Genomic DNA, 13229 nt, shown 5'->3' with positions numbered 1-13229 from the left:
GCGCCTTTTGGCTGTGTATATCTTTATTTTATCGCGGATCAGTTGCTGAACAGCGCCAGATGCTCTTTGGCATAGGCTTCGAAGTCAGTACAGCCACCGATGTGTTTCTGATCGAGGAAAATCTGCGGAACGGTTTCTACCGGTTTACCCACGGTTTTTTCCAGGTCGGCTTTAGTGATGCCTTCCGCGTGAATATCGATGTAGCGGAAGTTGAAATCATCACGTTCTTCAGTCAGTTTTTCAGCCAACTCTTTAGCGCGTACGCAATAAGGACAGCCAGGACGCCCAAAAATTACTGCAAACATGGAGACTCCTTTGTTAATGCCAACAAGATAAATGAAAGGGGAATGTCTGTTTTTGTTAACCACATCACCTTTTTGATGTCGCTACTATGCCTGTTACAAACCATAAAAAAAAGCAGGAATTACCTGTCAGTCCGATACCTTTGACCTATCTGAATGAACCGGCACTCTTTTTCAGACACAGTACATTGTTACAGCTACAGGTGCCGGAATCCTTGCAAACGGTGCTCACAGCATGAATGATTGGGGCAACTTTTTTATTTATCCTTACCGCTCAGGAATTTTTTAATGACGCCGACCATCGATCTTCTGCGCTCACACCGCTCCATCCGTGCTTTTACCGATCAACCGGTCCCGGACGAGCAACGTGAAGCCATTATTGCCGCCGCTCAGGCTGCTTCGACTTCGAGCTTTCTGCAATGTTATTCGATTATCCGCGTTACCGATCCTGTGCTGCGGGAGACGCTGGTGCAGTACACCGGTGGTCAGAAATATGTCGCCAGCGCCGCTGAATTTTGGGTTTTCTGTGCTGATTTCAATCGTAATTTACAGATCAACCCTCAAGCCGAGCTGGGTCTGGCCGAGCAGTTGTTACTCGGTTGTGTGGACACCGCGTTGATGGCGCAAAATGCCATGACGGCGGCGGAGTCACTGGGGCTGGGCGGTGTGTTTATCGGCGGTATCCGTAATCAGGTGGAAGACGTAGTGAATCTGCTGAAACTGCCTAAATTTGTGATGCCTTTGTTTGGTTTATGTATCGGAACCCCCGCGCAGGATCATCAGGTCAAGCCGCGTATGCCGCAGTCTCTGCTGGTGCATGAAAACAGCTACCAGCCGGTAGATAAAGAGCAACTGGCAGAATATGACGACGCGCTATCGGCGTATTATCTGCAACGCGACAGCAATGCCCGACGCGATACCTGGAGTGATTTGATTATTCGTACCCTTAAAAAGGAACAACGTCCGTTTATGCTGGACGCATTGCACAAGCAAGGTTGGGCAACACGCTAAACGGCGACGGAGTGTTGGATGAAAATTGCAATTCTTTCCCGTGACGGGTCGTTGTATTCGTGTAAACGCCTGAAAGAAGCGGCTGAAGCACGCGGACATGAGATCGACATTATCGATCCACTGTCCTGCTACATGAATATCAATCCTGCTGCGCCCAGCGTGCACTATCGCGGGCATCAGCTGGATAAGTACCATGCGGTGATCCCACGAATTGGCTCCGCGATTACCTTCTATGGCACAGCGGTGCTGCGTCAGTTTGAAATGCTGGGCAGTTTCCCGCTGAATGAATCGGTGGCGATCACCCGGGCGCGCGATAAATTGCGTTCCATGCAGATTCTGGCGCGTGAAGGCATTGATCTGCCGACGACCGGTTTTGCTAATGCGCCGGATGACACCGCTGATTTGATTGCGCTGGTCGGTGGTGCGCCGCTGGTGGTGAAGCTGGTTGAAGGAACACAGGGGATTGGTGTGGTGCTGGCAGAAACCCGTCAGGCGGCAGAAAGTGTCATTGACGCATTTCGCGGCCTGAACGCGCATATTCTGGTTCAGGAATATATCCGCGAAGCAGAAGGGCGCGACATTCGTTGTCTGGTGGTGGGGAAAAAAGTGGTCGGAGCGATTGAGCGTCAGGCCAAACCGGGTGATTTCCGCTCGAACCTGCATCGCGGCGGGACGGCCACCAATGTCAAAATTACGCCGCAGGAGAAAGACATTGCGGTTAAAGCCGCGCAGACTCTGGGGCTGGACGTCGCCGGGGTTGATATTTTACGTTCAAACCGCGGGCCGCTGGTGATGGAAGTCAATGCTTCGCCGGGGCTCGAAGGGATCGAAGCCACCACCGGTCTGGATATCGCCGGTATGATGATTGACTATATCGAACAAAGAGCGCGGCCGGGATTCCGTCTGAAATCCGGTGGCTAATTCTTATTCCCGTGCGTTAAATGTCCATCAATCCGGTAATGATCGTAGCGCTGACCGGCAATATTCCGTAAGCTATGACCCCTTCGTAATGCCGCTGGCGTTACGAAGGGTTTGTTTTTTTCGTTGTGTTGAACTCGTGAGGCATTCTATGGATTCGCTCATCGTCCCTGATTTAGCGCTGCTGCGGCGCTGGCTGGATCAGCTGGGCATCTCTTTTTTCGAGTGTGATTCCTGTCAGGCTCTCCATTTGCCGCATATGCAGAATTTTGACGGCATTTTTGATGCCAAACTCGATATTGTAGATAATGTGATTTTGTTTTCTGCACTGGCCGAAGTCAAACCGACGGCGTTGATCCCGCTGGTGGCCGATCTGAGCTCGATTAATGCCAGTTCACTGACCATTAAAGCGTTCGTGGATATTCAGGACGACAATTTGCCGAAACTGATTGTTTGCCAGTCACTGACGATTGCAGTGGGTGTGACGGAAGAGCAGTTTGCTTTCTTCCTGCAACAGGCTGAGGAGCAGATGTCGATGATTATTCTCGAAGCGCACGCCAATGACCTGCTTTTCCTTGGCGAGGAAGAAGAAGGCATGCCGGTCACTTCTGTGAATCTGCCTTTACTGCATTAATTTTCCATTTCCGGACATTCATTTCCCCCCTCTGAAGATCCTTTCCTGCGAGCCGTGCTTATTGCGGCTCCGCTGCCTTTATCCGCTTTCGCCATAAGTTATGCTGCATTTGTGTGGTTGTTGCCAGATATTTCACTTTGTTAAAAGGCAAAATGCCAGACGGTATAGACTAAATCTGCATAATTAATCGATAAACGCCGGTTTTGTCTCAGGAGGCTGGTACACAAGGGTTGCAGGCGCTATGCTTCTGACTCTGCATCAAGCGTGATTACGTCGTAAAACCAAACGGTTAATTCGCAGGCAGCGTATGCGTCAACGTTGAATGCCTATGCATATTCCATGGGTGTCGGTTGGCAGTTGTGTGAAAGGTTTTGTATCCGTCTCAATGATACAAATTCGATTTATATTCCCTGTCTTGGAGGTAGTAACGGATGTTCACCCTGCGTAAAAAGTGGTTATCGGGTGTTGTCGCCGGCCTGGTTATGGCTGCGTCCGTCACAGCGTCTGCGGATGAAAAAACGCTGCATATCTATAACTGGTCCGATTATATCGCACCAAATACCGTGCCTGATTTCCAGAAGGAAACCGGCATTAAAGTGGTTTACGACGTGTTTGATTCCAATGAAGTGCTGGAAGGCAAACTCATGGCAGGCAGCACCGGCTTCGATCTGGTGGTACCGTCGGCCAGCTTCCTCGAACGTCAGCTGGCGGCTGGTGTGTTCCAGCCTCTGGATAAGAGCAAACTGCCAAACTACAAAAATATGGATCCTGAGCTGCTGAAGATGGTGGCGCAACATGATCCGGGCAACAAATACGCGATCCCTTATCTGTGGGCGACCACCGGTATCGGCTATAACGTCGATAAAGTGAAAGCCGTACTGGGTAAAGATGCCCCGGTAGACAGTTGGGATCTGGTGCTCAAGCCTGAAAACCTCGAGAAACTGAAAAGCTGCGGCGTTTCATTCCTCGATGCCCCTGCGGAAATCTACGCAACAGTCCTGAATTATCTGCATCTGGATCCGAACAGCACCAAAGCATCAGATTACACCGGTGCAGCCAACGATCTGCTGCTGAAACTGCGTCCGAACATCCGTTATTTCCACTCTTCTCAGTACATTAACGACCTGGCGAACGGCGACATTTGTGTGGCAATCGGCTGGGCTGGTGATGTGATGCAGGCGGGTAACCGCGCGAAAGAAGCGAAAAACGGTGTGAACGTGGCGTACAGCATTCCCAAAGAAGGGGCGCTGGCCTTCTTCGACGTGTTTGCTATCCCGGCAGATGCTAAAAATCTCGATGAAGCCTATCAGTTCCTCAATTACCTGATGGAACCAAAAGTTATCGCGCAAATCAGTAACACCGTTTACTACGCCAGCGGAAACAAAGCCGCGACACCACTGGTTAACGAAGATGTGCGTAACAACCCGGGCATTTATCCACCGGCCGATGTTCAGGCGAAACTCTTCACCCTGAAAGTTCAGGATCCGAAGATTGACCGCGTGATCACCCGTTCGTGGACCAAGGTTAAAACCGGCAAATAATACTCTTCATCCTTCAGGCTGCCTCTGCGTTGGTTGCGCGAACGCGCCCCGGTCACTGACGTGTGTCAGCTCCCGGGGACTTGCTCACTTGCCGCCTTGATGCAACCAGAATGATTTTGAGTATCGTTAACGCGGCTCCGCTTATTGATGGCGGGGCCGCTGACGTTTTGCTTCCGGCTGTATTTTGGGTATACCGATCAGGCACTTTCCCCCCTGACTGTTATGCTTATTTGAACTGCTTTATTCTGATACCGGAGATTTCTCTGAGTGAACGACGCTATCCCCCGCCCGCAGCCTAAGACCCAGAAAGGTTTCACGCCTTTGCTGGAAATCCGCAATCTGACCAAATCTTTTGATGGCCAGGCCGCCGTCGATGATGTGAGCCTGACCATTTATAAAGGCGAGATTTTCGCACTGCTCGGCGCGTCCGGCTGTGGGAAATCAACCCTGTTGCGTATGCTGGCCGGTTTTGAGCCGCCCACGCAGGGCCAAATCGTACTGGATGGCGTAGATCTTTCGCAGGTGCCGCCGTATCAGCGTCCGATCAACATGATGTTCCAGTCTTACGCCTTGTTCCCGCACATGACGGTCGAACAAAACATCGCGTTCGGCCTCAAGCAGGACAAACTGCCGTCAGCGGAAATCAAAAGCCGCGTGGCGGAAATGCTGACGCTGGTGCATATGCAGGAATTCGCCAAACGTAAGCCGCACCAGCTTTCCGGCGGTCAGCGTCAGCGTGTGGCATTAGCGCGCAGCCTGGCGAAAAGACCAAAACTGCTGCTGCTCGATGAGCCGATGGGGGCGCTGGATAAAAAGCTGCGCGACCGTATGCAACTGGAAGTGGTGGATATTCTTGAGCGCGTCGGCGCGACCTGTGTGATGGTGACACACGATCAGGAAGAGGCGATGACCATGGCGGGGCGTATCGCCATCATGAACCGCGGTAAATTCGTGCAAATCGGCGAGCCGGAAGAAATTTATGAACACCCGACCAGCCGTTTCAGCGCCGAATTTATCGGCTCCGTGAATATATTTGAAGGTGTGCTGAAAGAGCGTCTGGACGATGCGCTGCTGCTGACCTCGCCGGGGCTGAGGCATCCGCTGAAAGTCGATCCGGATGTGTCTGTGGTTGACGGCGTGCCGGTGTATGTTGCGCTGCGTCCGGAAAAAATCATGTTGTGTGAAGACGTGCCGCAGGATGGCTGCAACTTCGCGGTCGGAGAGGTGGTCAATATCGCCTATCTTGGCGACCTGTCGATTTATCACGTCAGGCTGCACAGCGGGCAGATGATTACGGCGCAGTTGCAGAACGGTCACCGTTTCCGCAAAGGTATGCCAACCTGGGGCGACGAAGTGCGCCTGTGCTGGGAAGCCGACAGCTGTGTCGTGCTGACTGTTTAAAGGGGGATGAAAATGTCTGTAATCTCCGAAACCCCGGCCAGCAAACCTCCGGGCGGATTTAAAGCCTTCACCGGTCGTCTGCAACAGCGGCATGGCCGCAAGCTGGTGATCCTGCTGCCGCTGGTCTGGTTCCTGCTGCTGTTTTTACTGCCATTTCTGATTGTTTTCAAAATCAGTTTTGCTGAAATGGCGCGGGCCATTCCGCCGTATACCGATCTGGTTACCTGGTCAGACGGCATGCTGGATATTGCACTCAACATCGCCAACTACATCGGCCTGACCCAGGATCCGCTGTATATCGATGCGTATTTGCAATCGCTGCAAGTGGCAGCGATTTCCACGCTGCTTTGCCTGCTGATTGGGTATCCGCTGGCGTGGGCGGTGGCACACAGCCGCACCTCGACGCGCAACATCCTGCTGTTGCTGGTGATCCTGCCATCATGGACGTCATTCCTGATCCGCGTTTATGCCTGGATGGGCATTCTTAAAGACAACGGTGTACTGAATAACGTACTGATCTGGCTGCATGTTATCGACCAGCCTCTGGTGATTTTGCACACCAATCTGGCCGTGTATATCGGCATCGTGTATTCGTATCTGCCGTTTATGGTGTTGCCGATTTACACCGCGCTGACCCGCATGGATTACTCACTGGTGGAAGCGGCGCAGGATCTCGGTGCGCGTCCGATGAAAACCTTTTTCAAAGTGATTATGCCGCTGACCAAAGGCGGGATTATTGCCGGTTCAATGCTGGTCTTTATCCCGGCGGTGGGGGAGTACGTGATACCGGAACTGCTCGGCGGGCCGGACAGTAATATGATCGGCCGTGTCCTGTGGCAGGAATTCTTCAATAACCGCGACTGGCCGGTAGCCTCGGCGGTGGCAGTGGTCATGTTGTTGCTGCTGATCATGCCTATCCTGTGGTTCCAGAAATACCAAAACAAAGAGCTGGGAGATAAAGAATGAATCAGTTACCGGTTGTCCGTTCGCCGTGGCGAATTCTTATTCTGGTGCTCGGCTTTACGTTTTTGTACGCCCCGATGCTGATGCTGGTTATTTACTCATTCAACAGCTCGAAGCTGGTAACGGTCTGGGCTGGCTGGTCCACCCGCTGGTATACTCAGCTTTTCCATGATTCGGCGATGATCAATGCTGTCGGCATGAGCCTGTCGATCGCCACCGCTGCCGCCACCATGGCCGTGGTGGTCGGTACACTGGCCGCCGTGGTGATGGTGCGTTTCAGGCGTTTTCGCGGTTCAACCGGTTTTGCGTTTATGCTGACTGCGCCGCTGGTCATGCCTGATGTCATCACCGGTCTGGCGTTGTTGTTGCTGTTTGTGGCGATGGGGCACACTTTTGGCTGGCCGGCTGAACGTGGCATGTTCACTATCTGGCTGGCGCACGTGACGTTTTGTAGTGCGTATGTCGCGGTCGTGGTCTCGGCGCGTTTGCGTGAACTGGACCGTTCCATCGAAGAAGCGGCAATGGATTTAGGCGCACCGCCACTGAAAGTGTTCTTTATTATTACGCTGCCGATGATCTTGCCAGCGCTGATTTCGGGCTGGTTGCTGGCGTTTACGTTGTCGCTCGACGATCTGGTGATCGCCAGTTTCGTCGCCGGGCCGGGCGCGACCACGTTACCGATGCTGGTTTTTGCCAGCGTGCGTATGGGTGTCAACCCTGAAATCAACGCACTGGCGACGCTGATCCTGCTGGTGGTGGGCATCATCGGCATGATTGCCTGGTGGTTTATGTCGCGTGCCGAGAAACAACGGCGCAAAGAAATTCAGCGCGCTCAACGTGCTTAAATTTTAAGATAATTTTCAGGGCGGATGTATTCCGCCCTGAACGTAAATGGAGAGCCCAAACGGATTTATGAAACTGGCATTTATCCCTGTTCCCGTCATGATCGGTGCGTCGGCGATTGTCGCGACGCGCTTGCTCGAATTCATATTATTGTTTGATGCTATGGGCTTTTCAGGGCTGATGAGCTTTATTGAAGTCAGTGCAGAGTCCTGGCTGAACTGTTTCATCATGCTGGCCAGTTTGCTGATCGTGTTGACCGAATGCCGTGCCGCGTACGCCATGATGCGTGGCCGCCGCTGGGGGCGCCGGGCATTCATCGGTTGTCAGGTGATCGTGGTCGGTTACATGCTGCTGGCGTCATTTGACTGGTTCGGCCCGCGTATCTTTCGCTTTAACGTCGAAACACAGGGCGAATTTCTCTATGCGCTGCTGATGCAAAAAATTCCCGATATGCTGGTGCTGCTACTGTTGTATGTGCCTGCCAGCAGCCGCAGATACTTTTCCCGTCGCAAATAGCCTCGATGTAAGTGAGTCTTTCCCGCCGCGCAGTGATAAACTGCGCGCCAGTTTTTTACTGCATCTGATGACCGGAAATTTTTCATGCATTGCGCACTTTACACCGCCGGAACCTGCCGTTCCTGCCAGTGGCTCGACAAACCTTATTTACAACAGTTAGCCGACAAGCAGCGGGATCTCAGCGATTTGCTGTCAGATTTGCCGGTGGCTGAATGGTGTGAACCGGTCACCGGCCCGGAAAGTGCGTTTCGTAATAAAGCCAAAATGGTGGTCAGCGGCAGCGTGGAACGCCCTTTACTTGGGATGTTGCACCGCGACGGCACGCCGGTCGATTTGTGTGAGTGCCCGTTGTATCCGACCAGTTTCCCGGCGGTATTTTCAGTTCTCAAAATCTTTATTGCCCGCGCGGGCCTGACCCCTTACAACGTTGCGCGCAAACGCGGCGAGCTCAAATTCCTGTTACTGACTGAAAGCCAGAAAGATGGCGGCATGATGCTGCGCTTTGTGTTGCGTTCAGACGCCAAACTGGCGCAACTGCGTGCGGCACTGCCGTGGTTGCAACAGCAGTTGCCACAGTTGAAAGTGATTTCCGCCAACATACAGCCGGTGCATATGGCGATCCTCGAAGGTGACACTGAAATTCCACTGACGGATGTTCAGCGGCTGGAAGAAGATTTTAACCATGTCCCCCTGTTTATCCGCCCGCAAAGCTTCTTCCAGACCAATCCGGTGGTGGCTGAAAAGCTTTACGCCACGGCGCGTGACTGGGTGAGGGGGCGAGGGGATATTCGAAGTATGTGGGATCTGTTCTGTGGCGTGGGCGGCTTTGGTCTGCATTGTGCAACGCCGCAGATGAAACTGACCGGTATCGAAATCAGCGCGGAAGCCATTGCCTGTGCGAAAGAATCGGCGGTGCGTCTGGGGCTGCAAAACGTTGAGTTTCAGGCGCTCGATTCCACCGGTTTTGCGACCGGCAAAGGCGAGGTGCCGGATCTGGTGCTGGTGAATCCGCCACGTCGCGGCATCGGCAAAGCGTTGTGCGAATATCTCAGCCACATGGCGCCGGACACGATTCTCTATTCAAGCTGTAACGCCCAAACTATGGCGCAGGATCTGGCGTTACTGCCGGACTATCACATTCTGCGTGTCCGGCTTTTCGACATGTTCCCGCATACCGCGCATTACGAAGTGATGGCGCTGCTGGTGCGGCGTTAAGCCATTCAGTCAGCCGCCAGCTGATTCATGATCAACACAATCTTATCCAGAATTTCACTGAACAGATGCTCGCTGAACGGGGCGAGCATCGGCATCATCAGGCTGATCGCCAGAATCCCAATGCTGAGGGTCAGCGGGAAACCGATGACGAAAACGGAAAGCTGTGGCGTCACGCGGTTTAACAGACCCAGCGCCATGTTGAGCGTCAGCAGCAATGTCACGATTGGCAGAGCCAGCATCATCCCGCCGCTGAATACAATGCTGCCCGCTTTGGCGACGGCCATAAAACCTTCGGCATTCACCGGATTATGGCTGATGGGCAGGGTATGAAAACTGTCGGCCAGCAGGGAAATCAGCCACAGATGCGCGTTGAAACTCAGGAACAACAACACCGCCAGCAGATTTAAAAACTGTGCCAGCAGCGGGGTATTGAGACGGTTGCTTGGATCATAAAACGTCGCAAAGGAAATCCCCATCTGCAAACCCATAATTTCACCGGCCATACGGATGGCGGCAAAGGCCAGTTGCATGGTGATACCCAGCGCGGTGCCAATCATAATCTGCTGCATCGCCAGCCACAGTGCAGGCGTGGAGAAGATCGGCGTGTCCACCGGCGGCAGGGAAGGCGCAATCAGGAAGGTAATCATCATCCCAAGACCGAGTTTCACGCGGTTTGGCACTGACTTTTCACTGGTGATCGGCGCGGTGCTGATCAGCGCCAGAATTCGCAGCAGGGGCCAGAAATACATGCTCAGCCATCCGGCTAACTGGGTGCTGTCGAAGGAAACCATAGATTACCCGATGATGTACGGCAGGTTGGTAAACAACGTGCGCATGTAATCGAGCAGCAGATTCAGCATCCACGGCCCGGCGATCACGATAGTCGCCACAACGGCCAGAATTTTAGGAATGAAGGACAGCGTTTGTTCGTTGATTTGTGTCGCCGCCTGCAACAGGCTGACGATAAGCCCGGTCACCAGCGCGGCCAGCAACAAAGGCGCAGCAACGGCCAGCGCCACTTTCATTGCCTCGTTACCCAGTGCCATTACCGATTCAGGAGTCATAAGATTCTCGTAAAAGAAGACGGGCGACTCCCTCCCCTGCGAAGGGGAGGGTTGGGGTGGGGTATGAATAGCAGCTCAGAATTTCAAGTTGCCTGTAAAACCCCCTCCCGGCCTCCCCCTTCGCAGGGGGAGGAGCAAAAAAACGCCCAACAATTTTAGCGTTTTGAATTAACTGTAAAAACTCTGCGCCAGCGATCCGAGCAGCAGTTGCCAGCCATCGACCAGCACAAACAACATCAGCTTGAACGGCAGTGAGATGGTGGCGGGTGGCACCATCATCATCCCCAGCGCCATCAGTACGCTGGCGACCACCAGGTCGATAATCATGAACGGTATGAATACGGTGAAGCCAATCTGGAAAGCGGTTTTCAGTTCGCTGGTGACGTAAGCCGGTAACAAAATACGCATCGGCACGGCTTCCGGGCCTGCAAGAGGCGGGATATTGGCCAGACGCGCATACAAAGCGAGATCGCTTTCGCGGGTCTGGCGCAGCATAAACTGGCGTAACGGCTGAGCGCCTTTGTCCATTGCTTCCTGCATGGTGATCTTGTTTTCGCTGAAGGGCTGATAAGCATCGCTGTAAATTTTGTCGAATACCGGTGCCATCACGAAGAAGGTCAGAAACAGGCCAAGGCCGAGCAGCACCTGGTTTGGCGGCGCGGAAGGAGTACCCAGTGCATTTCGCAGTAAACCCAGCACGATAATGATGCGGGTAAAACTGGTACACATCAGCAGCATCGCAGGTAACAGGGTCAGTGTGGTGATAAACACCAGCGTCTGGATCGGCAGCGACCAGTTTTGTGTCCCGTTAGACATCTGCTGGCTGATGATCCCCGGTAACTGTGCAAAAGCTGCCGGGCTGGCAAGCAATAGCAGCGGCAGACACAGGTGAGTGACCAGGCGAACAGGGCGCTGACGGGCAGCGGTAAGGGCGGATTTCAACAAGGTCATGCCTGCTTTCCCGGACGTTTCAACATTTTCTGCATCAGCTGACGGAAATCAGCGGGTGGGTGATTGGGATTGCCTGAGTCTGGCGTCTGTTCAACCGGAGGCGCGCTCAGCGTATGCAGCGGGGTGATGTTTTGCGCCGTCACGCCCAGCACCAGCCAGGTATTGTCGACCTCTACGATCACTACTTTTTCACTGCGACCGACCTGTACACTGGCGGTCACTTTCAGCAGTTTGTTATTTTTAGACTGTGGCGCGAAACCGGCACGCTTAACCACCCAGCCGATAAACAGGATCAGTAGCAGGATGCCGCCGAGTACAGTACTGACTTGTGTCAGTACAGAACTGGCAGGCATCGCCTGAGGTGATGCCTGGGTGGTAGCGTGATTGACCGGGCCGGAAATGTACGGAGAATCCGTCGCGGCATTCTGGCTCATCAGCGGCTCAGGCGACGCATACGTTCGGACGGGGTGATGATGTCAGTGATACGCACACCGTATTTATCGGCGACCACCACCACTTCACCCTGAGCAATCAGATAACCGTTGATCAGGATATCCAGCGGTTCACCGGCCAGACCGTCGAGCGACACCACGGAACCCTGCGACAGACGCAGCAGTTCTTTGATGGTCATTTTGGTGCGACCTAATTCCACGGTCAGTTTCACCGGAATATCGAGGATCATGTCGATATCTTGCAAACTGCCTGTTCCGTCCTGGGCACCCAGCGCGGCGAAAACACCGTCAGTTGACGCTTTCGCGCCGCCCGCAGACTGTTGTTCGTTAAACGCATCAGCCCATAAATCGTCAACGTTATCCGATCCGGCGTCAGACGGTTTATTGGTGTCACTCATGGGGCTGTTCCTCATCTAGAGAATTTAAAATTGGGTTGATCAAATGTTCAACGCGCAGGGCGTATTGTTCGTTTAAGGTGCCATATTGGCTGGTCAGCACAGGCACGCCATCGACGTGAGCGATCAGGCGGTCCGGCTTCTCAATCGGCAGTACATCGCCCGGTTTCAGTTTCAGGATCTGCGACAGGCGCAGCGGGATTTCGACGAAATTCGCCACCAGTTCGAGCTCAGACTGCTGAACCTGATGCACCAGGTTTTCACGCCACTGACTTTCTTCATTACGTGAGTTTTCGACCGGCGGATTGGTCAGTAACTCACGTAAAGGTTCGATCATGCTGAACGGAATACAGATGTTGAAATCACCGCTCAGCGCACCGATTTCCACATGGAACGGCGTGGTCACCACGATGTCGTTCGGGGAAGAGGTGATGTTAGTGAATTTGATCTGCAATTCGGCACGCACATATTCAACGCTGAGCTTGTAAACGCCGCTCCAGGCATCTTCGTAGGCATCCAGTGCCAGCCTGAGCATGCGCTTAATCACGCGCTGTTCGGTGTGGGTAAATTCGCGGCCCTCCACTTTGGTCGGGAAACGACCATCGCCCCCGAACAGGTTATCCACTGCGATAAACACCAGGCTCGGTGCGAACACAAACAGCGCCGTGCCGCGCAGAGGTTTCAGGTGGATAAGGTTCAGGTTGGTGGGCACCGGTAAGTTGCGTGCGAAATCGTGGTAGGGCTGGATTTTGATCGCCCCTACGGTGATGTCCGGGCTACGGCGCAAGAGGTTGAACAGCCCCATACGGAAATGACGGGCAAAACGCTCGTTAATGATTTCCAGAGCCTGCAACCGCTCACGCACAACGCGACGCTGCGTCGTAGGGTCAAAAGGTTTTACACCGTCATCAGACGCGGCAGTCTTTGCTGCAGCCGCAGTGTTGCTTGCATTATCACTGTCACTGTCACCATTGAGCAGCGCGTCGATCTCGGCCTGTGAAAGTATGCTGTCGCCCATAATTT

At 53.5% G+C, this 13229-nt stretch carries 16 protein-coding genes; 9 read left to right on the top strand and 7 right to left on the bottom strand.

Annotated elements, in window-relative coordinates:
- Positions 1–38: 38 nt before the first annotated feature.
- Complete coding sequence (locus DXU84_RS11500; protein ID WP_013575818.1) at positions 39–305, bottom strand: GrxA family glutaredoxin; 267 nt, start codon at positions 303–305, stop codon at positions 39–41.
- Positions 306–590: 285 nt separating this feature from the next.
- Here DXU84_RS11500 and nfsA point away from each other — a divergent pair, with 285 nt between their 5' ends.
- The 9 genes from nfsA (at position 591) to rlmC (ending at position 9344) form a co-directional block, all read left to right on the top strand.
- Entirely contained in the window at positions 591–1313 is a 723-nt protein-coding gene (gene nfsA, locus DXU84_RS11495; RefSeq protein WP_013575817.1) for an oxygen-insensitive NADPH nitroreductase, read from the top strand.
- 18 nt (positions 1314–1331) lie between these two features.
- Positions 1332–2234, top strand: a complete 903-nt coding sequence (gene rimK, locus DXU84_RS11490; protein WP_013575816.1) for a 30S ribosomal protein S6--L-glutamate ligase — start codon at positions 1332–1334, stop codon at positions 2232–2234.
- A 148-nt stretch (positions 2235–2382) separates the two neighbouring features.
- The gene (locus DXU84_RS11485) at positions 2383–2865 is read left to right on the top strand and encodes a YbjN domain-containing protein (protein WP_013575815.1); all 483 of its coding nucleotides are present in this window, start codon (positions 2383–2385) and stop codon (positions 2863–2865) included.
- Between the two features lie 431 nt (positions 2866–3296).
- Positions 3297–4406 (top strand): spermidine/putrescine ABC transporter substrate-binding protein PotF, encoded by a 1110-nt coding sequence (potF, locus tag DXU84_RS11480; protein WP_013575814.1) that lies wholly within the window; start codon positions 3297–3299, stop codon positions 4404–4406.
- A 267-nt stretch (positions 4407–4673) separates the two neighbouring features.
- Positions 4674–5807, top strand: coding sequence for a putrescine ABC transporter ATP-binding subunit PotG (gene potG, locus DXU84_RS11475; RefSeq protein ID WP_013575813.1), 1134 nt, complete (start codon positions 4674–4676; stop codon positions 5805–5807).
- 12 nt (positions 5808–5819) lie between these two features.
- Positions 5820–6773 (top strand): putrescine ABC transporter permease PotH, encoded by a 954-nt coding sequence (gene potH / locus DXU84_RS11470; protein WP_013575812.1) that lies wholly within the window; start codon positions 5820–5822, stop codon positions 6771–6773.
- Positions 6770–7615 (top strand): putrescine ABC transporter permease PotI, encoded by an 846-nt coding sequence (gene potI / locus DXU84_RS11465; protein WP_013575811.1) that lies wholly within the window; start codon positions 6770–6772, stop codon positions 7613–7615. Before potH ends, potI begins: the two co-directional genes overlap by 4 nt.
- A gap of 67 nt (positions 7616–7682) precedes the next feature.
- Positions 7683–8129 (top strand): YbjO family protein, encoded by a 447-nt coding sequence (locus tag DXU84_RS11460; protein WP_013575810.1) that lies wholly within the window; start codon positions 7683–7685, stop codon positions 8127–8129.
- 84 nt (positions 8130–8213) lie between these two features.
- Positions 8214–9344 (top strand): 23S rRNA (uracil(747)-C(5))-methyltransferase RlmC, encoded by a 1131-nt coding sequence (gene rlmC, locus DXU84_RS11455; protein ID WP_121019249.1) that lies wholly within the window; start codon positions 8214–8216, stop codon positions 9342–9344.
- 5 nt (positions 9345–9349) lie between these two features.
- On the opposite strand, the gene fliR is transcribed toward rlmC, so the two are convergent.
- The 6 genes from fliR to fliM form a co-directional block, all read right to left on the bottom strand.
- Positions 9350–10135, bottom strand: a complete 786-nt coding sequence (gene fliR / locus DXU84_RS11450) for a flagellar biosynthetic protein FliR (RefSeq protein ID WP_013575808.1) — start codon at positions 10133–10135, stop codon at positions 9350–9352.
- Positions 10136–10138: 3 nt separating this feature from the next.
- A complete protein-coding gene (gene fliQ / locus DXU84_RS11445) occupies positions 10139–10408 on the bottom strand; it encodes a flagellar biosynthesis protein FliQ (RefSeq protein WP_013575807.1) in 270 nt (89 codons plus the stop codon).
- Positions 10409–10576: 168 nt separating this feature from the next.
- On the bottom strand, positions 10577–11359 hold the full coding sequence (gene fliP / locus DXU84_RS11440) for a flagellar type III secretion system pore protein FliP (RefSeq protein ID WP_013575806.1): 783 nt from the start codon (positions 11357–11359) through the stop codon (positions 10577–10579).
- Positions 11356–11793 (bottom strand): flagellar biosynthetic protein FliO, encoded by a 438-nt coding sequence (gene fliO, locus DXU84_RS11435; protein ID WP_013575805.1) that lies wholly within the window; start codon positions 11791–11793, stop codon positions 11356–11358. The genes fliP and fliO overlap by 4 nt, the downstream gene beginning before the upstream one ends.
- Positions 11793–12209 (bottom strand): flagellar motor switch protein FliN, encoded by a 417-nt coding sequence (gene fliN / locus DXU84_RS11430; protein ID WP_013575804.1) that lies wholly within the window; start codon positions 12207–12209, stop codon positions 11793–11795. The genes fliO and fliN overlap by 1 nt, the downstream gene beginning before the upstream one ends.
- Positions 12202–13224, bottom strand: coding sequence for a flagellar motor switch protein FliM (gene fliM, locus DXU84_RS11425; protein WP_013575803.1), 1023 nt, complete (start codon positions 13222–13224; stop codon positions 12202–12204). The genes fliN and fliM overlap by 8 nt, the downstream gene beginning before the upstream one ends.
- Positions 13225–13229: the final 5 nt, after the last annotated feature.

It is taken from the genome of Rahnella sp. RcJ3 (genome assembly GCF_009498575.1).
Taxonomy (GTDB): Bacteria; Pseudomonadota; Gammaproteobacteria; order Enterobacterales; family Enterobacteriaceae; genus Rahnella; species Rahnella aceris.
The sequence above is the reverse complement of the archived record's forward strand: the minus strand, read 5'-3'. Positions and strand labels throughout refer to the sequence as shown.

What these genes read in the sequence shown, in the direction of transcription:
- potH (WP_013575812.1), top strand. Translation starts at nt 5,820, where the DNA reads ATGTCTGTAATCTCCGAAACCCCGGCCAGCAAACCTCCGGGCGGATTT.
- rlmC (WP_121019249.1), top strand. Translation starts at nt 8,214, where the DNA reads ATGCATTGCGCACTTTACACCGCCGGAACCTGCCGTTCCTGCCAGTGG.
- DXU84_RS11485 (WP_013575815.1), top strand. Translation starts at nt 2,383, where the DNA reads ATGGATTCGCTCATCGTCCCTGATTTAGCGCTGCTGCGGCGCTGGCTG.
- fliO (WP_013575805.1), bottom strand. Translation starts at nt 11,793, where the DNA reads ATGAGCCAGAATGCCGCGACGGATTCTCCGTACATTTCCGGCCCGGTC.
- fliP (WP_013575806.1), bottom strand. Translation starts at nt 11,359, where the DNA reads ATGACCTTGTTGAAATCCGCCCTTACCGCTGCCCGTCAGCGCCCTGTT.
- DXU84_RS11500 (WP_013575818.1), bottom strand. Translation starts at nt 305, where the DNA reads ATGTTTGCAGTAATTTTTGGGCGTCCTGGCTGTCCTTATTGCGTACGC.
- fliR (WP_013575808.1), bottom strand. Translation starts at nt 10,135, where the DNA reads ATGGTTTCCTTCGACAGCACCCAGTTAGCCGGATGGCTGAGCATGTAT.
- potI (WP_013575811.1), top strand. Translation starts at nt 6,770, where the DNA reads ATGAATCAGTTACCGGTTGTCCGTTCGCCGTGGCGAATTCTTATTCTG.
- fliN (WP_013575804.1), bottom strand. Translation starts at nt 12,209, where the DNA reads ATGAGTGACACCAATAAACCGTCTGACGCCGGATCGGATAACGTTGAC.
- fliM (WP_013575803.1), bottom strand. Translation starts at nt 13,224, where the DNA reads ATGGGCGACAGCATACTTTCACAGGCCGAGATCGACGCGCTGCTCAAT.
- fliQ (WP_013575807.1), bottom strand. Translation starts at nt 10,408, where the DNA reads ATGACTCCTGAATCGGTAATGGCACTGGGTAACGAGGCAATGAAAGTG.
- nfsA (WP_013575817.1), top strand. Translation starts at nt 591, where the DNA reads ATGACGCCGACCATCGATCTTCTGCGCTCACACCGCTCCATCCGTGCT.
- DXU84_RS11460 (WP_013575810.1), top strand. Translation starts at nt 7,683, where the DNA reads ATGAAACTGGCATTTATCCCTGTTCCCGTCATGATCGGTGCGTCGGCG.
- rimK (WP_013575816.1), top strand. Translation starts at nt 1,332, where the DNA reads ATGAAAATTGCAATTCTTTCCCGTGACGGGTCGTTGTATTCGTGTAAA.
- potF (WP_013575814.1), top strand. Translation starts at nt 3,297, where the DNA reads ATGTTCACCCTGCGTAAAAAGTGGTTATCGGGTGTTGTCGCCGGCCTG.